We start from the raw sequence: 20,102 nt of genomic DNA, 5'->3' as shown, positions 1-20,102 counted from the left end.
ACTTAGAAGCTATACGTCACACCAAGATTGTAACGGCGACCATCGAGTACATAATTATAAGTCTCTGTATCAATCTCTTTATCAAACAGATTGTAAACACCCGCCGCAAAGGCGATATTTTGTGTTGGTTTATAGTTCAATCCAACATCAACCATCGTATAGGCAGGTTTACCCTTTGCCATCTCAGTGCGACTTAAATAATCAGAGGTTTTGCTGCGGTAGTTGACTCGCCCCCAACTTGAGAACTGATCATTGATCTCCCAATCTGCGGTGGTATTGAACATATGTTTTGGCATTTCATTTAGCGGTTTGCCTTTATTTATACCGCTTTTTTGTTCTGTATCGGTAAAGGTATAATTGGCACGTAAGTTCACATTTGGCAAAACTTGCCAACCAAAAGTCATTTCAGCACCACGCATATTGGCTTTATCCACATTTTCACGCAGACTGACAAAATCGAACTTCTCGCCCAACCAATCACAGCCACGTGACCCAGCATCTCCCTGACACGTTCTTACTTCAGTAATTTTATCTTTAAATTCGCTGTTAAAAATTGTTAAACCTGCATTTAGATTATCGAGATTGTCCCAGTTAAATGAAACTTCATAGTTCACACTTTTCTCAGGTTTTAAATCAGGATTTCCGACAATAACGCCATTACTTTGGCCTCCACCTGTAGCTTGTCCCCATTCTGCAACAGTTGCACGCAGTGCTGGTGTTTTATAGCCCGTCGACACACCACCTTTAATCACCCAATTATCATTCAAGCCCCAAACACCATAAACCTTTGGACTCCAATGATCACCAAACTTTTCGTCTTTATCCAAACGAATTGAACTGGTTAAAGTAAAGTCATCAACAATATTCCACGCATTTTCAGCAAATAATGCCCAGCTATAACGATCAAGATGTGAAATAGGTTTTGCACCACCCACACTCAATTGGTTACCTTGATCATCTAATTCTTCTTTTAAATACATGCCGCCAAAACTAAGGCTATGACGATCAAAATTGATTTTATTGATTGTATTAAATGTGGTGTTGGTCGCTTCCATATTGCGTGATGGATTATCATTTTCTTCACGCTGAATATAGGAATTTGTTTCTACAGCACCAATTTGACCGCGATGCGTTAAGCTATATTCTGTACGGTAATAATTAGTGAGTGAATCTGTAGGGTACTCACCGCGCTTATTTGGTTTGTTTTCAATCGTTTTACCCACGGTTGCGTTACGCGCTTGAATAGAGCGTTGATATTCCAAATCAATGGTGTGATCATCATTCGGTGTTAAGCTAAATACCGCACCGCCTGCGCGCATTTTTTGTTTCTTATAACCACCATAGATATCATCTTCATCACGTTGGGAAAATAAACCATTGGCTTTAAATGATAAAAGATTGGCAATCAACGGCCCTGAAATATATGCATTTGACTGATATAAGTTACCTGAGTTTGAGTTCTCTTGTAGTGTGGTATCAAGTTTGATTGATCCCGTCCATTCCGTGGCATTTTTTTTGGTAATGATGTTAATCACGCCACCCATTGCATCTGAACCATACAAACCTGACATCGGGCCTCGAATCACTTCGATGCGTTCAATCGCACCAATGTTTGGTAACCAACCTTGTTCAATCCCTGAGTTATCGCTATTTGGTCGAACTGAACGGGTATTTATTTTTTTCCCATCGACCATAATCACCGTATAAGCACTGCCCATACCACGAATACTAATATCGCTTGAGCTACCACCGCCAGTTACAACAACCCCTGGCACATCTTTTAGTGCATCTGTCACATCACGATATGCTTTCTTATTGATTTCTTCTTGTGTGAGAACGGAAATTGACGCGGCAGCCTTTTTAATGTCCTGCTCGAACCCGCTCGCAGTGACGACAATAGTACTCAGTTGAGTTGCATTATTATTACTATATTTTTCATCTTTATTATTCGTTTTTATTTCGGCTTCATTTGCTGAAGCATTCCCAACTGAGCACATCCCTATTAGAACAGATATAGATAGCAATGAGAGAGCTGACTGTTTAGACATATAAATTCCAATAAATTAACATATGATTTAAAAGTGGATATTTCACGTATCATGGTAACAATATTGGATATAATTGTAAATAGTAGTGATAATTACTATCATTAATAAAGTTAAATTTGATAAAAAAAATAGTCTCGTTTAAGAGACTATTTGGGTCTTACTTTTAGCGTTTAATTACTTAAAATAAGCACCTTCTGCTTGCGTATGATCGGTCTGGTCAACCACACGTTTTAATTCAGGGATATGCTGTTGTAAAGTCGTTTCAACGCCCTGTTTCAAGGTCACGTCAATCGCTGAACAACCTTGACAGCCACCACCAAATTTCAATACCGCAGTAAGGCCGTGTTCAGGGTCATCTTTAACTTCAACCAAACTACAATTACCGCCATGCCCTTCCAATCCTGGGTTAATCTCAGATTGCAAGATATAGGTAATACGTTCTTCAATAGATGCATCAGGCCCCACACGCGGAACTTTTGAGTTCGGTGCACGGAAAGTCAATTGACCACCAAAACGATCTTTGTTGTAGTCAATCACCGCATCGACCAAATACGGAATTGATGGTGCATCTACATAAGCAGGAAAATCTGGATAATCCTGTTTGTAATCGGTTGGTGCAACCTCATCAGGCGCACTGTAAGCCATACAGCACTCAGCACGTGGCGTACCCGGATGCTCTACAAAAACACGAACGCCAATTCCTGGAGTATTTTGCTTTTCTAATAAATCGCTCAAATACTCTTGTGCAGAGGGAGTAATTAAAAGGTTTGGAATTTGTTCTGCTGCGGCAGTGTTGGTGTTCTCAGTCGACATAACATTAATCCTCAAGCTGATGTCGTTATATTAACCGAAGATGGAGGGTAATTAAAAAAAATCAACCATTTTTGTAGGAATTCTATGCAAGATCATTGTTAATTCGCTTTTTAATGGCATTATTGCCTAGACACTGATCAAATTCGAAACGTTTATGTTACATCTACCTTTTAACCATACTGTGACGCTGATTATTATCACAGTAGCAATTTCTTTACTGGCCTTCTCTAATTCTCGCGTGATGAACCGTCTGATCTTTTGGCCGCCTGCGATGCAGCGTGGGCAATATGATCGTTTTATCTCCCATGGCTTCATTCATGCAGATGGCACACATTTACTTTTCAATATGATCACGCTGTTTTTCTTCGGCAATATCATTGAAAGTTTTTACCGTCAGTTCTTTTATGACATGGGCTTTGTGCTGTTTTATTTGGGTGGATTAATTTTTGCGATTTTACCGAGCTACTTAAAGCATCGAAATGATACGCATTGGGCAAGTCTAGGCGCATCTGGCGCTGTTTCTGCAGTTTTATTTGCCTATATTTTATTCCAACCTTGGAATTTAATTTTTGTGTTTTTTATTCCTGTTCCAGCCATTATCTTTGCCATTTTATATGTGGCTTATAGCGTCTGGTCAGGCAAACGTGGTAACAGCAATATCAACCATAGTGCCCACTTGTGGGGAGCAGCATACGGGATTGTGGTTACGATTATCTTAGAACCAAGAGTGGTTCCTCATTTCCTCAATCAATTGACCAAACTACCCTTTTAAAAAATACAAAAACAAGCCTCTAACTGAGGCTTGTTTTTTTTAAATATAACAATTAAATCCGATCTGACTATATTATTATCATTTCTCTGATCAACTTCATTCGTGTCATCATCAGCTCGCTTTAATCAATCTATATGGCTGTATAAAAAATCAACTAGCAAAAAAGATGAGATAGCTTTAAAGTTTAAGAATACAAAATACACAGGATGTGCGGATATGAAAACAATCCTATTCAGCTTAAGCATTTTATTTTGCCTTAACCTCTCTGGATGTGCAGTTCATACCCCTCAGGGTAGCGTGGTGATTGACCCTGAAGGTTATGACTATGATCGCAGGTATCCTCATGGTAAAGGAGACTTCTGTCCCCCTGGCCAAGCTAAAAAAGGACGTTGTTAACGTTATCTATTGTTGTGCAGCTAGGCAATTTCTGCTGGAAAGGCGATGACTTGATCAATTTTAACTTGATTCATCGCCACCATCAGTAAGCGGTCTATTCCCAAAGCAATACCTGAGCATTCAGGCATTTTTGACAGTGCGGCTAATAAATGCTGATCTGTAGGAATTACAGGTAAACCTTGTTCAGCACGTTGTATATTATCCGCTTCAAAACGTGAAGCCAACACATCAGCATCAAGCAACTCATCATAAGCATTTGCCAGCTCTAAGCCCTCTATATAGACCTCAAAGCGTGCAGCAACCAGTTCACCATCTTGATCTATTTTGACTTTTGCCAATGATGCCATTTCAGGCGGAAAATCCGTTAAAAATACAGGTGCATCAAAACCTAAGCTTGGCTCTACAAAATGCGAAAATAATAAATCCATATAGCCAAGACGATCATTACCCAAATCAAGATTCAGTCCGACTCTGTTGGCGGTATCTTTCAATTGCTTTAACGAGGCTTGTAATGGATTGATCTCTAAACGATCCTGAAATGCATGTTTATAACTGAGAATAATAGGACGTATTTCCCCAAAACGATGTGCCAAACAGCTTTCTAACAAATCGGCTGTTTCATGCATTAAACCTTTTAAATCCAATGCAGGACGATACCATTCCAACATGGTAAATTCGCTGTTGTGCTTACGACCATGTTCATCATCACGGAAAACTTTACAGATTTGATAGATCGGACCACTACCACTCGCCAACAAACGTTTCATGGGAAACTCAGGAGAAGTTTGTAAGTATTGGGTGCTTAATTTTCCATGAATATGACGCTGCACCTGAACCGATGCCAAATGTACATCGGTTACACCTGCCTGAGATAAAATTGGTGTTTCTACTTCCATGACATCACGCTCAGCAAAGAACTGGCGAATCTTCTGATACATTGCGGCACGCGCTTTTAGTGCTTCAATGGAACAGGTCGGTTGATAAGTTTTCATATTTTGACTCATGCTTTTGGACCTCCGTGTGCGGCCCACTCGCGGCGCAATGGATAGTTCTTACGGAGTAAATCAAATGCTGACTGCTGTACCTTTCCATCTTGGACACACGCTCTGATTTGCGCATCATCTTCAGCAATATTATAAATTTGTGTAAGGTGCTGTTTGAGTACCGCTTTTAAATCCTGTTGATCAAAGTATTGCTCAACGCTCGGTAACTGACTTTCAAATCGCTTCGATGCGGTGTAGCCGAATTTCTGGCAAAAAGCATCATAAATCATCTGTGTGCCTCTGGCCTTACCTTCCAAACTATAACCTGCAATATGCGGTGTCGCTAAAGCCAGCATCTCTAAAAGTTGTTGAGAAATCTCAGGTTCAAATTCAAATACATCGAGTACCACTTGACGTTTGGTCTTCTCAATATCTGTAATGAGTGCGGATTGCTGAATCACGGGACCACGTGCACTGTTGATTAAGATCGCTGATGCTTTCATAGCAGAAAAGGCAGCATCATCAAATAAATGCTGGGTTGGATATTCACCTGACAACGTTAAAGGCACATGAAGTGAAATCGCATCTGCACGTTTCAAAAGTTCATTGAAAGAGACATTTTCAATACCATCAAGTTGCACATACGGATCGTAGCCGATCACTCGCCAACCCAGCAGTTGTGCCATCACTGCAAGTCTACTCCCAACGTTGCCTAAGCCCACAATCGCTAAAGTAAATTGATTGTCTTTTTCTAATAATTCGATGTTTAAATGTAATAAAGCAGTAATCACATATTCAGCAACTGCTTGGGCATTACAGCCTGCGGCATTACTCCAAGCAATATTGTGATGTTCTAAAGCGTGGATATCGAGATGATCTGTTCCAATGGTTGCACTACCAACAAATTGAATCTTAGTTTGATCAATCAAAGCCTGATCGACTTTAGTAACCGATCGTACCAATAGTGCATCTGCATCTTGTACATCCTGATACGTCAATGTACGGCCTGCTCTATGCTGTATTTCTGCAAATTCCGCAAAGAAATAATCGGTAAATGCCAAATTTTCATCTGCGATAATTTTCATGCAGCGCTTTCCATCAATGAGTCTGCACTTATTATCCTTAGCATAGAGGAAATTGACAAATCAAATCTCGATTTTCTCATCAAAATGCTGAGCATTACTCCGTGATGGTATTTAGATATAAAATCATAAATTTCAGACATAAAAAATCCCTGCATTTGCAGGGATTTTTTGATCTAGACGAAGATGTAATTACATCATGCCGCCCATACCACCCATACCGCCCATATCAGGAGCAGATGGTTTATCTTCAGGAAGATCAGTAATCATACATTCTGTTGTTAACATCAAACCAGCAACAGAAGCTGCGTGCTCAAGTGCAGAACGCGTTACTTTCGCAGGGTCAAGAATACCCATTTCTAACATGTCGCCATATTCGCCAGTTGCAGCGTTATAACCAAAGTTACCTTCACCTGCTTTTACTGCATTGATGACAACCGATGGCTCATCACCTGAGTTGGCAACGATTTGACGAAGTGGCGCTTCAATCGCACGACGTAAGATATTGATCCCCGCTGTTTGATCGTCATTTGCACCTTTCAGATTTTCAAGGGCATTGACAGCACGTACCAGTGCAACACCACCACCCGCAACAACACCTTCTTCAACCGCAGCACGCGTTGCATGAAGTGCGTCATCTACGCGGTCTTTTTTCTCTTTCATTGCAACTTCAGTCGCAGCGCCGATTTTAATTACGGCAACACCGCCTGCTAATTTAGCAACGCGTTCTTGAAGTTTTTCTTTGTCATATTCAGAACTAGATTCTTCGATTTGACCACGGATTTGTTGCACACGTTCAGAGATCTGAGCTGCATTACCAGCACCATCAACGATCACAGTATTTTCTTTAGATACAGTGATTTTATGCGCAGTACCTAAGTCTTGAAGAGAAGCTTGTTCTAAAGACATACCCACTTCTTCAGAAATTACAGTCGCTCCCGTCAAGATCGCGATGTCTTGAAGCATTGCTTTACGACGGTCACCAAAGCCAGGCGCTTTAACCGCACATACTTTAATGATACCGCGCATGTTGTTTACAACAAGTGTAGCAAGCGCTTCGCCTTCAACATCTTCAGCGATAATTAAAAGTGGCTTACCTGTTTTAGCAACCGCTTCTAATACCGTAATCAATTCACGGATGTTGCTGATTTTTTTATCAACAAGAAGAATGAAAGGATTTTCAAGTTCAGCCGTTAAAGTTTCTTGTTTGTTCGCAAAATATGGAGAGATATAACCACGATCAAACTGCATACCCTCTACAACGTCTAAAGAGTCTTCGAAGCCAGAACCTTCTTCTACAGTGATAACGCCTTCTTTACCTACTTTTTCCATTGCTTGCGCAATCAACTTACCAACAGTCGTGTCAGAGTTTGCAGAGATTGAACCCACTTGTTCAATCGCTTTAAAATCATCAGCAGGTTTTGCATTGGCACGGATATTTTCAACTACAGTTTTCACTGCGATGTCGATACCACGTTTCAAATCCATTGGGTTCATACCTGCAGTTACAGATTTGATCCCTTCATTTAAGATTGCTTGAGCAAGTACAGTTGCAGTCGTAGTACCGTCACCAGCGATGTCGTTTGTTTTGCTTGAAACTTCACGAACAAGTTGAGCACCCATGTTTTCAAACTTGTCTTTAAGTGAAATTTCTTTCGCAACAGTCACACCATCTTTAGTGATGTGTGGCGCACCGAAAGAACGGTCAATCACAACGTTACGGCCTTTAGGACCTAAAGTTACTTTTACTGCATCTGCAAGGATATTTACGCCTGCGATCATTTTTGAGCGAGCTGAATCACCAAATTTTACGTCTTTAGCTGACATATTAAACTCCGAATCTTTTTAAATACTTAATCTGATAATAAAATGAGTTATGTGTCGATTAGCCTTCTAGCACAGCTAAGATATCTGACTCTTTCATAATCAAGAGTTCTTCACCACTCACTTTAACGGTTGTACCTGCATATGCACCAAACAATACTTTGTCACCAACTTTGACATCCAAAGCACGTACACCGCTATCTGTGATTTGACCGTTACCAACTGCAATTACTTCACCTTGTAATGGTTTTTCAGCCGCAGAACCTGGCAATAAAATACCACCAGCAGTTTTGGTTTCTTCTTCTACGCGACGAATCACAACGCGATCATGTAATGGACGAATGTTGCTCATAATTAACTCCATCAGACTTAGTCTTTTTGATTAATTTGTACTGCTACTCCAGTAGCAATAAACAAAATTTTGATATGCCACTTTTGTGGGGTTAAAAAAAAAGGCTTCAAGGGGAAAAACAAAAAATATTCTACTTTTTGATGCTTTTTCAGACATCATCATCATTGCTGTTTAAAATCGTCGCTTTTTCATGCTTTTCGAACTGCTTTTTTTGTTCATCAAACCAATAATGTTCAATCACACCATCCGCTAAAATCACATTAAAACTATTCGGCAAACCAAAACGTAACCGATTCGATATCGCTGTTCCTGCATGAATATCCAAAATAGGATGATCAAATCCCAAATGGAAGATTTGATTTAAATCATGCACTGCAACCTTATGTAAATGCCCATGCAATAAACCAAACAATCCCGTTTCGCCCCACTTTTGTAATGCTACTTTTCCAAGCACAGGACAATCTTTGCCGCCATGATCATCTGGAAATGTATAAAAAGGTTGATGAAAAACACCTAGCTTGATTTTATCTGATGCTGCATTTTTTAATTTTTCATGGGTTTCATTGATCTGATCAAAAGAAATATGACCGCGCGTATGATAGCGCCTGCGAATGCTATTTATTCCAACAATATAGAAATGCTCCGTTTCTAAAGTCGTTTCCAGATCACCAAAAAACATTTGATAGCGTAGAAAAGGAGAAAAGAAGCGATTCCAAACATGATACAGCGGAATATCATGATTGCCCGGCACCACCAAATAAGGAATCGATAGACCATCTAGAAACTGACGACACGCATAAAACTGTTTAAGACGAGCACGTTGTGTCAAATCACCACTCACCACAATTGCTTCAGGGTGATGTTGCTGACAAAACAGTTTAATCGCGCTCATACACGCTTCGCGCTCAGTACCAAAATGCAAATCAGACAGATGTAACAACATTTGGAACCATCACTTTTAAAGCCGATTTTTTAACAGCGAAGTTTAATGGTGTTTGCATTTCCATTAACTCTCCATCTACTGCTACCGTTATTGTGGTCTTTTTACAACCCACCTGTATCTGCTCAGCGCAAAAGGTATATACATCAGAGGCTTGATCAATTTTTCCTTGAATTAACTTCAACAACATTTTTAACAAACTAAATCGATCACTTTTCGCCACCACGACCCCAGCAAGTTTGCCATTGGCTGCACATTCCGCGATTCTAAGTTTCAAATCACTGAGTTGTAGCTGATTATTTCCAAAGAAAATCAGCGGCGTACTCACTGGGTGTTTTTGTCCATCGACGGTCACAGCCAATTTTAAAGATTTATGCTCTCGGAGCAGCACATCCAACCCCGATGTATAGGCATGCAAAGGAAATCGCCCAAATCGTTTGTTGTACAACTCACGTTTCTTAATAAATAACGGATATAAACCTAGACTGGCATTATTCAAGTAAATCTGATCATTTATAGTCGCAACATGCACATCATGTACCTTTCCTGTCGCAATCACTTCCGCTGCTTGTTGAACATCAATCGGAATATTTAACGCTCGAGCAACGTAGTTAAACGTACCTAGCGGTATGATTCCCATTGGGATGTCAGTATGCATCAAGCGCTTTGCAACCGCATTTAAAGTCCCGTCTCCGCCTGCGGCAATCACCACTCCGCAATCATCAGCCTGTTGATGTCTCACTAAAATAGCTGCCATCATTTCATCAAAATCAACTGTTTGATTTAGCTCAAAGACCTGAATTTCAAAACCATATTGAGTCCAAAATGTCATGAGACGCTCATATTCTTCATCTTGTTGTGCGGCATGAAATCCAGATTTTTGATTATATATAATAGAGAGTGGACGTAAATTTGGATGCATAAAGATCAAACTTAAGGCTGTTAATAGCTGTATTTTTGTGTACAAAAGCAACAAATGAAAGCTTGTTTATGTAAATTTTGAATGAGCATAATTCATTTTATCAATAATAATTCTCAAGAAATGCATAAACACTAAATTATTGTTATTTATTGATATTTTTAATAAAAATAACACCTATAAATATATCGTATACTGTGTTAAAAAAACATTCAAACGATCAAAAACAACCACTTAGATAGATATAAACAGCGTTTCATTAACAGTAGATAACATTCTTGGCTCTTATTTTTTTTTCGATTTTATGCTTTAATACAGCCACTTTTTTTACTTCATCTATTTTCATTGTATCCCAATGAATAGAACTGTACGTCGTACACACTTTAAAAAGGCATCACCATGACCCAAGTGAACGCACCAGAATTCGTTCGTCACCCTAAGCTTATTGCATGGGTGGAAGAGATTGCAAAATTAACCAAACCAGCAAAAATTGAATGGTGTGACGGAAGCGAAGAAGAATATCAACGTCTGATCGACTTGATGATCGCTAACGGCACCATGCAAAAACTTAACCAAGAAAAACATCCTGGTTCATATCTTGCAAATTCTGATCCTTCTGATGTTGCTCGTGTTGAAGACCGCACTTATATTTGCTCTGCAAACCAAGAAGATGCTGGCGCGACGAATAACTGGGTTGCACCTGCGGAAATGCGCACAAAATTAAATGGATTATTTGATGGTGCAATGGAAGGCCGTACCATGTATGTGGTTCCTTTCTCAATGGGTCCGTTAGGTAGCCACATTGCACACATTGGTATCGAACTTACAGATTCACCTTACGTTGCTGTTTCGATGAAGAAAATGGCACGTATGGGCAAAGCGGTTTATGATGTACTTGGTACAGACGGTGAATATGTACCTTGCGTACACACTGTTGCAGCTCCTCTTGCCGCTGGTGCAAAAGATGTTGCATGGCCATGCAACAATGAAAAATATATCGTGCATTATCCAGAAACTCGTGAAATCTGGTCTTACGGTTCTGGTTACGGTGGTAACGCGTTACTGGGTAAAAAATGCTTAGCATTACGTATTGCTTCTGCAATGGGTCGTGAACAAGGTTGGTTAGCTGAACACATGCTGATTTTAGGTGTGACCAATCCACAAGGTGAAAAACATTACATCGCAGCGGCATTCCCTTCTGCATGTGGTAAAACTAACTTTGCAATGTTGATTCCACCAGCAGGCTATGAAGGTTGGAAGATTGAAACTGTAGGTGATGATATTGCTTGGATCAAACCAGGTGAAGATGGTCGCTTATATGCAATCAACCCAGAAGCTGGTTTCTTCGGTGTTGCACCTGGTACAAATACCAAAACCAACCCGAACTGCATGGCAACTATGCACAAAGATGTCATCTACACCAACGTTGCTGTTACAGATAATGGTGAAGTATGGTGGGAAGGTCTTTCTAAAGAAGTTCCAGCGAACCTTACCAACTGGAAAGGTCAACCGCATACTGGCGAAGATAAAGCTGCTCATCCAAATGCACGTTTCACAGTTTCTGCTGGTCAATGCCCTTCGATTGACGCTGACTGGGAAAATCCAGCAGGTGTTCCAATCTCAGCATTCATCTTCGGTGGTCGCCGTGCGGACACAGTGCCTTTAGTATCAGAAGCTTTTGATTGGGTTGATGGCGTGTATAAAGCTGCAACTATGGGTTCTGAAACGACTGCTGCGGCTGTTGGTCAACAAGGTATCGTTCGTCGTGATCCATTTGCGATGCTTCCTTTCGCTGGTTATAACATGGCTGATTACTTCGGTCACTGGTTACAACTTGGTCAAGAAGTGGGCGCTAAAGCAGAAGCTGCTGGTAACAAATTACCAAAAATCTTCAATGTAAACTGGTTCCGTCGTGATGCTGAAGGCAACTTCGTATGGCCTGGTTTCGGTCAAAACATGCGTGTTCTTGAGTGGATCATTGATCGTTGTGAAGGTCGTGCTGAAGCGACTGAAACACCAATCGGTCTAGTTCCAACTTATGAGCAATTGAACTGGGAAGGTATTGATTTCTCTAAAGAACAATTCAATACTGTTACTGCGCAAGATAAAGATCAATGGATCAAAGAGCTTGAGAGCCACACTGAGTTATTTACTAAACTTGGTGATCGTTTACCTCAAGCACTTAAAGATCGTCAAAATGAATTATTAAATGCGGTTAAATCTGCATAATAATTAAATGACATAAAAAGGTCGCTTCGGCGACCTTTTTTGTTGCCTGGTGATTTGGTTTTTAATATAAAAAACCTATTCCATAAGAAGAATAGGTTTTAAGAAGTAGCCACTAAGTAGTAGTATTAATTATTCTTTAGACAATACGTTAAAACACCAGAAATAAAATGCCCTGTTCGACGATCTGTACTCGCAGTTACTAATGATAAAGGACAACCATAATAATTATTTGCTTCTATTTTCGGCACATTATAAAAAGCCATTTTAGGATCATCTAATTCGATAACCCACGCCCTCCCCAAATATTTTAAATGTCTCTCCTACATATCTAGCATAACCATCAACTTTACGAGATTCTTGTTGAGCTAAGATCGCTTGAGTCGTCGGATACTGCTCCAATATCCAATGTTCCAAGATATCCAATGATTCTATCGAGTAATATAGCTTCTCACTAATTTCTTTTGGAAGGGTGTCATGCATACGTGATAAAGCATCACGCATGTCCATTAACCAATATTGAAAGCTGTCAAACCTTTCTTCTCTAGTTTTTATATTAATTGCACATATATAAATTTAATTAGAATACTAAGAGATATAAAATCTCTAATTGATATAAAACATTTTACAGATAAAACTAGAGTGTAAAATAAATATAGAGATTAAAACTATTTTAAAATCCGCTTCACCCTGTGTTTATAGTGCTGATCAGCCCAATGTTTGTCCATTGATTTAAATAGAACATTCTTCAATACATCAATAAAACCCTCTGGGTTTTTCTCAATCCAATTAAGCGCTAAATTCGGCCAATACGCACTGACGCTTTCACTCAATGCATACTGTAGAACTTTTACTTTATTTTCAGTATTTAATTCATCGAAGTTATGATTACATTCTTGCTGCTCAAGCTGTAATAGCCCTTGTCGGACATCAATCACATGCTTTTCACTCATCATTCCCCTCCTTTATCTCAGAGTGATGTAACACAGGATTTATTATATTGCTATCCAAAATTGAATGATTCCTTAAAAGTGCTTAGTCCCCAAAAATTCCAATCAACCATCTAAATCTCTTCTTTTATTCCCATCAAAAATTGAACGAAATGAATTGCAAAATTCACTAATATTAACAATAATTGTAATAATAATATTTCTCATTTACATGGTTGTAAATATGAGCTCGACCCTCTCCTTCAAACGAAACTCACTTTTTCTTGCACTATCAAGCTTAGTCAGCATTAGCCCCTATAGCTTTGCAGCAAATGAAGTATCGCAACAACTCCCAACGATTCAAGTCAAAGCGACTCAGAATGAAATTTCAGATTCTGAAAGCACCAAAGCCTATACGATTAAAAATAGCTCAAGTGCGACTAAGCTCAATATCGAAGCCAAAGAAACCCCTCAAACCATCAATGTCATCACTCGCCAACAGATCGAAGACTTTGGTTTAACCTCAACACGAGACATTTTAAATAATACCCCTGGCGTGACAGTCAACGCGCTTGAAACGGAACGCGCCGTATATATGGCTCGCGGATTCGAGATTTCAAATATTTTTGTTGATGGCGTAGGTTTCCCCTCAACAGGCTGGAACTATAATGACACCAATCCCGATAGTTACTTTTATGATCGTATCGAAGTCGTTAAAGGGGCAAATGCATTAACCAATGCTTTTGGTGATCCTAGTGCAACCATTAGCTACATTCGCAAACGCCCGACCAAAGAATTTCAAGCCAATACTGGTCTAAGTTATGGCTCATGGGATACTCAACGCTATGAAGCAGATGCCTCTGGCAGTTTAAATGATCGTATACGTGGACGACTGTCTGGCTTTCAACAAACAGGTGACTCATATCGTGATCGTTATTCATCAGAAAAAAATGGAATTGCAGGTATTGTTGAAGCCGATATTACGGACTCTACCCTTCTCACCATTGGCGCAAGTCAAGAAAAGCATAAACCAAATGCCAACAACTGGGGTGCGATTCCACTGATGGATGGTTCTGGCAAACAACTCAGTTATGATCGCTCATTTAACCCCAATCCAGATTGGGCATATTGGGACAACACTTCTAGAAATGCATTTATCGAACTAAAACAAAAATTTCTAGATACATGGTCTGCTAATCTAAGCTATAACTACAATGAAAAAGATCGTGAAAGCCAGCTTTTATACTATTACGGCTATCCAAACGCAGACGGTTCAGGAGTTTCATTAACACCAAATGGTTATTTAGAGAATAATAAACTACACACTGCTGATTTTAATCTTCAAGGCAAATTTGACCTATTTAATCGAGAGCATGAAGCAATCATTGGTTATACCTTTTCTAAAAGTGATCAAGTTGATCACCAAAAGCAAGGTACGCTACATGACAGCAATATCAATCATGTAAGCTCTGAATACAACGGACAAATCTCAGTTACACCTTATACAACCAATTGGGCAAGCTGGACACCAAAGCATGTCACTTGGTCAGATTTCGTCAAACAAGCTGACTACAGCCAGCGTAATGAATCTATTTATGCAGCCACACGCCTTCACCTCAATGATGATCTCAAAGTAACACTTGGCGCCAACTACGTTAAAGCAAAAAGTAAGGGTTATAGCTACACTTCGCCAATGAATTACGATGAAAGTAAAGTTTCGCCTTATGCAGGGATTACCTATAACTTTAGCCCTGAATATATAGGTTATATGAGTTACACCTCGATCTTTCGCCCTCAAACTTCTGTGAATGAAGCCACAGGAAAAGTTGCCGATCCAATCGAAGGTAAAAGCTATGAGGTTGGGATTAAAAGTGCATGGTTAGATGACAAACTCACAGGAACTTTAGCAATCTTTAGAACTGAACAAAACAATTACCCACTGCGCTCAAGTGACGGACATCCTTTAAATCGTAAAGTCGGCATTAGTGATTTACGTTCACAAGGTGTAGAAGTTGGTTTGGCAGGACAACTCACTGATCAGGTCAATGTCTCTCTTGGTTATGCCCAGTTTAGTTTACAAGATCTAAAAAATGGTGGTGCTGCGAGAACTTATAATCCAACTCAAACCTTTAATCTACTGACCACCTATACACCTGTTCAACTACCAAAACTAAAAGTTGGCGCAGGACTGCAATGGCAAGGGAAAACCTCTATTTTTGACAGCGTACAATCAGCTTATTTGAAACAAAGTGATTATGCTTTGCTTAATCTAATGGCAAGCTATGAAGTAAACCAACACTTCACTGTTCAAGCCAATGCAAATAATGTGACCGATAAAAAATACTTAAATAGCTTCACTTATAGTCAAGCGTTCTATGGCGAACCTGCGAACTATAGCGTTGCGCTTAAATTTAAATATTAATAAATTTAACCCCTTATCCAAATATAAGGATAAGGGGTTATGACTTTTATGCGGCGGTAGGTGTCTGTCTTTTTGAGTCTAAGTAAGTATCCAATAATGCAACCTCATCATTATTCATGCTTAAACCAAGCTTAGAGCGCCTCCAAAGCAGATCCTCACTGGTCGTTACCCATTCGAAACGCCATAAATAGTCGACCTCTCTCACATATAAGCCCTGACCAAAATGCTGCCCAAGCTGCGCGACTGAAGTTGCCTCACCCAGAATATTCCAAACGCGTGTACCATAAGCGGAAGCCCAGCGTTTTGCTAAAGACTGAGGTGCATCGGTCACTTGTAGAAGAATTTCTTGAACTAATTGCTCAACAGAATCCATCTTCTCCCCACCCGGTAAAACCTCTTTTGCGGTCCAGCGACCCTGCATTTCAGGGAAGAACGCCTTAAGCTGCTGCATCGCAGATTCAGCCAACTTACGGTAAGTTGTTAATTTTCCACCAAATACAGAAAGCAATGGTGCTTGTCCTACTGCTTGCTTTGACAATGCCAAGGTATAATCACGTGTCACCGCAGAAGGATTATCCGACTCGTCATCACACAAAGGACGTACCCCAGCAAAAGTCGAAATAATTTGATCTTGGGTTAATTGCTTTTTAAAATGCTCATTACTGACCTTAACCAAATAGTCAATTTCAGCTTGAGTAATTTTCACCTGAGCTGGATCACCTTTGTATTCATGATCCGTTGTTCCAATCATGGTGTATTGATCCAAATAAGGAATCGCAAACACGATACGACGGTCATCATTTTGCATAATAAAGGCTTTATCACCTTCATAAAGCTTCGGCACAACAATATGGCTGCCTTGAATTAAACGAATCCCATACGGTGATTTAAGCTGTAAATCTTGTTTAATAAACTGAGCAACCCATGGACCAGCTGCATTGACCAAAGCCTTGGCTTTGATTTGAAATGCTCCCTGTGCATTTTCCAAATCAACAATCCAGTACTCGCCGTCACGCTTGGCGGATAAACAACGAGTACGTGTCAAAATGTCAGCACCTTTTTCACGCGCATGCATCGCATTCAGCACCACTAAACGTGAGTCATCTACCGCACAATCAGAATACTCAAAACCACGGGTAATCGCCGAGTTTAATGGGCTATCTTCTTTAAAATAAACGTTATTTGAACCCAGTAATTTCTCGCGTTTACCTAGGTGATCATAGAAAAATAAACCTGTACGAATCAACCAAGCTGGGCGTAAATGGGGACGATGCGGCATGATGAAGCGCATCGGACGAATAATATGTGGCGCTTTATTCAATAACACTTCACGTTCAGCCAACGCCTCTCGCACTAAGCGAAATTCTTTATGCTCTAAATAGCGCAAACCACCATGAATCAACTTACTACTTGCGGAAGAAGTATGGCTCGCTAAGTCGTCCTTTTCACATAAAAACACCGACAATCCACGCCCTGCAGCATCAACTGCAATACCAACACCGTTGATACCACCACCGATGATCGCGAGATCATAAATTTTATCTGTTAACTGGGGAGCGTTTTGCATAAATCACCGCAAATTTTCGATATTGTTCAATAATGAAAATTTAAACATATAAAATGAAAATAGACAATAAAAACACGCGACAAAAATGTCAATTTATCGACATTTTTAGACTGATGGTAAAAAATTGAAAGAAAGGGGAAAATGATGATAAGCTTATTAAATATAATATTTATAAGGAATAAAAAATAATTTTATATAAAGTGAACGAAGTAAAAAACAGCTCATTCAAAAAAAGTAACATTTTTTCGAAAATGAATATTTATTTTGCAACAATCAATCCAATATCCAAATCTCGAATGGTTTTCATATATTGATCATTGGGTTGTTGGTCGGTAAAAATACAATCCACTTGTTTAAGCGAACCTAAACGAATCATCGCATTACGCCCAAACTTACTGCTATCCGCCGCTAAAAAAACCTGACGTGCACTAGAAATAATTTCTTGGGAAACACAGACTTCTTGAAAATCGAAATCCAATAACGTGCCATCTTCGTCGATACCACTAATCCCAACCAACGCATAATCTGCTTTAAATTGCTTAAAGAAATCAGCCGTTGCCTGCCCGATCACCCCACCATCAGGGCGGACGCGTCCACTGGCGATCAGTACTTCAAAATCTTCTTTGGTACTCAAAATTTTAGCAACATTTAAATTATTGGTAATAATTTTCAGCCCCGTATGATTTAACAAGGCATGCGCGATAGCTTCAGTTGAAGTACCGATATTGATGAACAATGAAGCATGATCAGGCACAGCAGCGGCAACAGCTTCCGCAATAGAACGCTTTTGTTCAAGCATGTGCCCGACACGCATGGTGTACTCAGTGTTTTCAACACTCGAATCATGTGCCGCGCCACCATGGTAGCGACGCAACAAGCCTTCATCTGCCAACTGATTAATATCACGTCGAATCGTCTGAGGTGTAACATCAAAATATTGGGCAAGCTCTTCAATACTGATATAGCCACGCTCGCGTACTAATTCGAGGGTTTTTTGTTGGCGTAATATCAAACTCATGCTCAATTCCATCCTATGTTGTTATTTCAACTCATCCGATACTCTCAGTTGAGCTTAATCCTCATCCCAATCTCGGGTGCGACCAACCGCTTTTAACCAACCTTTGTAGAGTTTCTCAGTTCTATCACGACTACTCTCAGGTGTAAAAGTGCGCTCGATCGTCATTCTACTCTTCAATTCATTCAGATCCGACCAAAAACCGACAGCCAAACCTGCGAGAAATGCTGCACCCATACCTGTGGTTTCTTTCATTGCAGGACGTTCAACTGAAGTACCTAAGATATCAGCTTGGAACTGCATCAGAAAATTATTGGCGGTGACACCACCATCAACACGGAGTGTACGCAGCTTCTCACCTGAATCTTGCTGCATCGCATCTAAAACATCACGCGTTTGATAGGCAATGGATTCCAGCGTCGCACGAATAATATGCTCGATACTAACCCCTCTTGTAATCCCCAAGATTGCACCACGTGCGGTCGGATCCCAATAAGGAGCACCAAGTCCAGTAAAGGCTGGAACGACATAGACGCCATTACTATCTTTGACTTTGGTTGCGTAATATTCAGAATCATGCGAATCATTAATCGCTTTCATTTCATCACGTAACCATTGCACACACGAGCCACCATTAAACACAGCACCCTCAAGTGCATAGTTCACTTCGCCGTTCGCACCACATGCGATGGTGGTCAACAAGCCATGGTCCGACTGAACAATGCGCTTTCCTGTATTCATTAACAAGAAACAGCCTGTGCCGTAGGTATTTTTTGCTTGCCCGACTTCAACACACATTTGACCAAATAATGCCGCTTGTTGATCCCCTGCGATACCCGCAATTGGGATTCCAATTTCTTGGCCACTGATGGTATGCGTGTATCCATAAACTTCGGAAGAACTACGCACTTCAGGCAACATCGCTTTAGGGATGTTTAAAGCTTCAAGTAGCTTATCGTCCCATTCAAGCGTTTCAATATTGAATAACATGGTACGTGAGGCATTGGTATAATCCGTCACATGGGCTTGACCGTTGGTGAGTTTCCAAATAAGCCATGTATCAATTGTACCGAATAGAAGCTCGCCACGTTCAGCACGCTCACGACTACCATCGACCCGATCAAGGATCCACTTAATTTTAGTCGCTGAAAAATAAGGATCAATCACTAAGCCCGTGACTTTTCGTACATAGTCTTGCCAACCATCTTGACGAAGCTGATTACAAATTTCATTGCTTTGGCGACTTTGCCAAACAATGGCATTGTAAATAGGTTTACCTGTTTTTTTATCCCAAATCACCGTCGTTTCGCGTTGGTTGGTAATCCCAATCGCAGCAATTTGATCACTAGAAATACTCGCTTGCGCTAACGCTTCAACCCAGACTGCACTTTGGGTCGCCCAGATTTCCATTGGATCATGCTCAACCCAACCTGGTTGTGGGTAAATTTGGGTAAATTCGCGTTGAGCTATGGTGATGACATTCGCATCGTGATCCAATACGATCGCACGTGAACTCGTTGTACCTTGATCAAATGCAACCACATATTTTTTTTAACTATCTGTAGAGATCATGACATACCTATCCAGACTGGCCTGATGTATTAGAGCAATGAATTACACACCCGAAAAAAAACGGAGCGTAATACTGCAATAAAGCAACGACTTCTGTATTAAATTAAAAACTTGGGCGATTATATGCAAAATTGTTCGCAAACGAAAATTCTTTCTTTATTTTTGAATACAAAAGTGACGAAAAGACCAGTTTTTAAAGATTACTCACAATTCAAAAATCATTTTATGCGATACTAAAAACA

Annotated in this window: 17 protein-coding genes; 4 read left to right on the top strand and 13 right to left on the bottom strand. The window is 40.1% G+C overall.

The genetic code is table 11. From position 1 onward, the window contains the following. Positions 1-2: 2 nt before the first annotated feature. Together F991_RS07505 and nfuA are read right to left on the bottom strand one after the other, a co-directional pair. Positions 3-2,048 carry a ligand-gated channel protein gene (locus F991_RS07505; protein WP_004670353.1) on the bottom strand — a complete coding sequence of 682 codons (2,046 nt, stop codon included), beginning with the start codon at positions 2,046-2,048 and terminating at the stop codon, positions 3-5. A 174-nt stretch (positions 2,049-2,222) separates the two neighbouring features. Then, complete coding sequence (gene nfuA, locus F991_RS07500; protein WP_004670351.1) at positions 2,223-2,861, bottom strand: Fe-S biogenesis protein NfuA; 639 nt, start codon at positions 2,859-2,861, stop codon at positions 2,223-2,225. A 154-nt stretch (positions 2,862-3,015) separates the two neighbouring features. Here nfuA and F991_RS07495 point away from each other — a divergent pair, with 154 nt between their 5' ends. Continuing rightward, positions 3,016-3,633, top strand: coding sequence for a rhomboid family intramembrane serine protease (locus F991_RS07495; RefSeq protein ID WP_004670349.1), 618 nt, complete (start codon positions 3,016-3,018; stop codon positions 3,631-3,633). A gap of 216 nt (positions 3,634-3,849) precedes the next feature. Continuing rightward, entirely contained in the window at positions 3,850-4,029 is a 180-nt protein-coding gene (locus F991_RS17835; RefSeq protein WP_004670348.1) for a hypothetical protein, read from the top strand. A 20-nt stretch (positions 4,030-4,049) separates the two neighbouring features. Here the strand turns inward: F991_RS17835 and epmA are convergent, their stop codons facing one another. The 6 genes from epmA to F991_RS07465 all read right to left on the bottom strand — a co-directional run bounded on the left by epmA (position 4,050) and on the right by F991_RS07465 (position 10,132). Further along, complete coding sequence (gene epmA, locus F991_RS07490) at positions 4,050-5,033, bottom strand: EF-P lysine aminoacylase EpmA (RefSeq protein ID WP_004670345.1); 984 nt, start codon at positions 5,031-5,033, stop codon at positions 4,050-4,052. Beyond that, positions 5,030-6,097, bottom strand: coding sequence for a 4-phosphoerythronate dehydrogenase (locus F991_RS07485; RefSeq protein ID WP_004670342.1), 1,068 nt, complete (start codon positions 6,095-6,097; stop codon positions 5,030-5,032). The genes epmA and F991_RS07485 overlap by 4 nt, the downstream gene beginning before the upstream one ends. 189 nt (positions 6,098-6,286) lie before the next feature. Next, on the bottom strand, positions 6,287-7,921 hold the full coding sequence (groL, locus tag F991_RS07480; protein WP_004670341.1) for a chaperonin GroEL: 1,635 nt from the start codon (positions 7,919-7,921) through the stop codon (positions 6,287-6,289). A gap of 58 nt (positions 7,922-7,979) precedes the next feature. After that, complete coding sequence (locus tag F991_RS07475) at positions 7,980-8,270, bottom strand: co-chaperone GroES (RefSeq protein WP_004670340.1); 291 nt, start codon at positions 8,268-8,270, stop codon at positions 7,980-7,982. A 148-nt stretch (positions 8,271-8,418) separates the two neighbouring features. After that, on the bottom strand, positions 8,419-9,213 hold the full coding sequence (locus tag F991_RS07470) for a metallophosphoesterase family protein (RefSeq protein WP_004670337.1): 795 nt from the start codon (positions 9,211-9,213) through the stop codon (positions 8,419-8,421). Continuing rightward, positions 9,194-10,132: a diacylglycerol/lipid kinase family protein gene (locus tag F991_RS07465; RefSeq protein WP_004670334.1), complete on the bottom strand. Its 939-nt coding sequence runs from the start codon at positions 10,130-10,132 to the stop codon at positions 9,194-9,196. The genes F991_RS07470 and F991_RS07465 overlap by 20 nt, the downstream gene beginning before the upstream one ends. A 396-nt stretch (positions 10,133-10,528) precedes the next feature. Here F991_RS07465 and F991_RS07460 point away from each other — a divergent pair, with 396 nt between their 5' ends. Further along, a complete protein-coding gene (locus F991_RS07460; protein WP_004670333.1) occupies positions 10,529-12,358 on the top strand; it encodes a phosphoenolpyruvate carboxykinase (GTP) in 1,830 nt (609 codons plus the stop codon). 270 nt (positions 12,359-12,628) lie between these two features. Here the strand turns inward: F991_RS07460 and F991_RS16850 are convergent, their stop codons facing one another. After that, entirely contained in the window at positions 12,629-12,859 is a 231-nt protein-coding gene (locus tag F991_RS16850) for a hypothetical protein (protein ID WP_051064202.1), read from the bottom strand. 164 nt (positions 12,860-13,023) lie between these two features. Continuing rightward, a complete protein-coding gene (locus F991_RS07450) occupies positions 13,024-13,308 on the bottom strand; it encodes a hypothetical protein (RefSeq protein WP_004670329.1) in 285 nt (94 codons plus the stop codon). A 208-nt stretch (positions 13,309-13,516) separates the two neighbouring features. Here F991_RS07450 and F991_RS07445 point away from each other — a divergent pair, with 208 nt between their 5' ends. Next, on the top strand, positions 13,517-15,706 hold the full coding sequence (locus F991_RS07445) for a TonB-dependent siderophore receptor (RefSeq protein WP_004670326.1): 2,190 nt from the start codon (positions 13,517-13,519) through the stop codon (positions 15,704-15,706). A 46-nt stretch (positions 15,707-15,752) separates the two neighbouring features. Here F991_RS07445 and glpD read toward each other — a convergent pair whose 3' ends face one another. From glpD to glpK, 3 genes are all read right to left on the bottom strand, one after another. After that, positions 15,753-17,273, bottom strand: a complete 1,521-nt coding sequence (gene glpD, locus F991_RS07440) for a glycerol-3-phosphate dehydrogenase (protein ID WP_004670324.1) — start codon at positions 17,271-17,273, stop codon at positions 15,753-15,755. Positions 17,274-17,532: 259 nt separating this feature from the next. Continuing rightward, entirely contained in the window at positions 17,533-18,291 is a 759-nt protein-coding gene (locus tag F991_RS07435) for a DeoR/GlpR family DNA-binding transcription regulator (protein WP_004670322.1), read from the bottom strand. A gap of 54 nt (positions 18,292-18,345) precedes the next feature. After that, positions 18,346-19,830: a glycerol kinase GlpK gene (gene glpK / locus F991_RS07430; RefSeq protein WP_004670320.1), complete on the bottom strand. Its 1,485-nt coding sequence runs from the start codon at positions 19,828-19,830 to the stop codon at positions 18,346-18,348. Positions 19,831-20,102 lie beyond the last annotated feature (272 nt).

Source organism: Acinetobacter sp. CIP-A165 (assembly GCF_000367985.1).
GTDB lineage: Bacteria > Pseudomonadota > Gammaproteobacteria > Pseudomonadales > Moraxellaceae > Acinetobacter.
The sequence above is the reverse complement of the archived record's forward strand: the minus strand, read 5'-3'. Positions and strand labels throughout refer to the sequence as shown.

Bases quoted from the DNA above. Each gene is read 5' to 3' on its own strand.
- F991_RS07505 (WP_004670353.1), bottom strand. From the start codon at position 2,048: ATGTCTAAACAGTCAGCTCTCTCATTGCTATCTATATCTGTTCTAATA.
- nfuA (WP_004670351.1), bottom strand. From the start codon at position 2,861: ATGTCGACTGAGAACACCAACACTGCCGCAGCAGAACAAATTCCAAAC.
- F991_RS07495 (WP_004670349.1), top strand. From the start codon at position 3,016: ATGTTACATCTACCTTTTAACCATACTGTGACGCTGATTATTATCACA.
- F991_RS17835 (WP_004670348.1), top strand. From the start codon at position 3,850: ATGAAAACAATCCTATTCAGCTTAAGCATTTTATTTTGCCTTAACCTC.
- epmA (WP_004670345.1), bottom strand. From the start codon at position 5,033: ATGAGTCAAAATATGAAAACTTATCAACCGACCTGTTCCATTGAAGCA.
- F991_RS07485 (WP_004670342.1), bottom strand. From the start codon at position 6,097: ATGAAAATTATCGCAGATGAAAATTTGGCATTTACCGATTATTTCTTT.
- groL (WP_004670341.1), bottom strand. From the start codon at position 7,921: ATGTCAGCTAAAGACGTAAAATTTGGTGATTCAGCTCGCTCAAAAATG.
- F991_RS07475 (WP_004670340.1), bottom strand. From the start codon at position 8,270: ATGAGCAACATTCGTCCATTACATGATCGCGTTGTGATTCGTCGCGTA.
- F991_RS07470 (WP_004670337.1), bottom strand. From the start codon at position 9,213: ATGTTGTTACATCTGTCTGATTTGCATTTTGGTACTGAGCGCGAAGCG.
- F991_RS07465 (WP_004670334.1), bottom strand. From the start codon at position 10,132: ATGCATCCAAATTTACGTCCACTCTCTATTATATATAATCAAAAATCT.
- F991_RS07460 (WP_004670333.1), top strand. From the start codon at position 10,529: ATGACCCAAGTGAACGCACCAGAATTCGTTCGTCACCCTAAGCTTATT.
- F991_RS16850 (WP_051064202.1), bottom strand. From the start codon at position 12,859: ATGCGTGATGCTTTATCACGTATGCATGACACCCTTCCAAAAGAAATT.
- F991_RS07450 (WP_004670329.1), bottom strand. From the start codon at position 13,308: ATGAGTGAAAAGCATGTGATTGATGTCCGACAAGGGCTATTACAGCTT.
- F991_RS07445 (WP_004670326.1), top strand. From the start codon at position 13,517: ATGGTTGTAAATATGAGCTCGACCCTCTCCTTCAAACGAAACTCACTT.
- glpD (WP_004670324.1), bottom strand. From the start codon at position 17,273: ATGCAAAACGCTCCCCAGTTAACAGATAAAATTTATGATCTCGCGATC.
- F991_RS07435 (WP_004670322.1), bottom strand. From the start codon at position 18,291: ATGAGTTTGATATTACGCCAACAAAAAACCCTCGAATTAGTACGCGAG.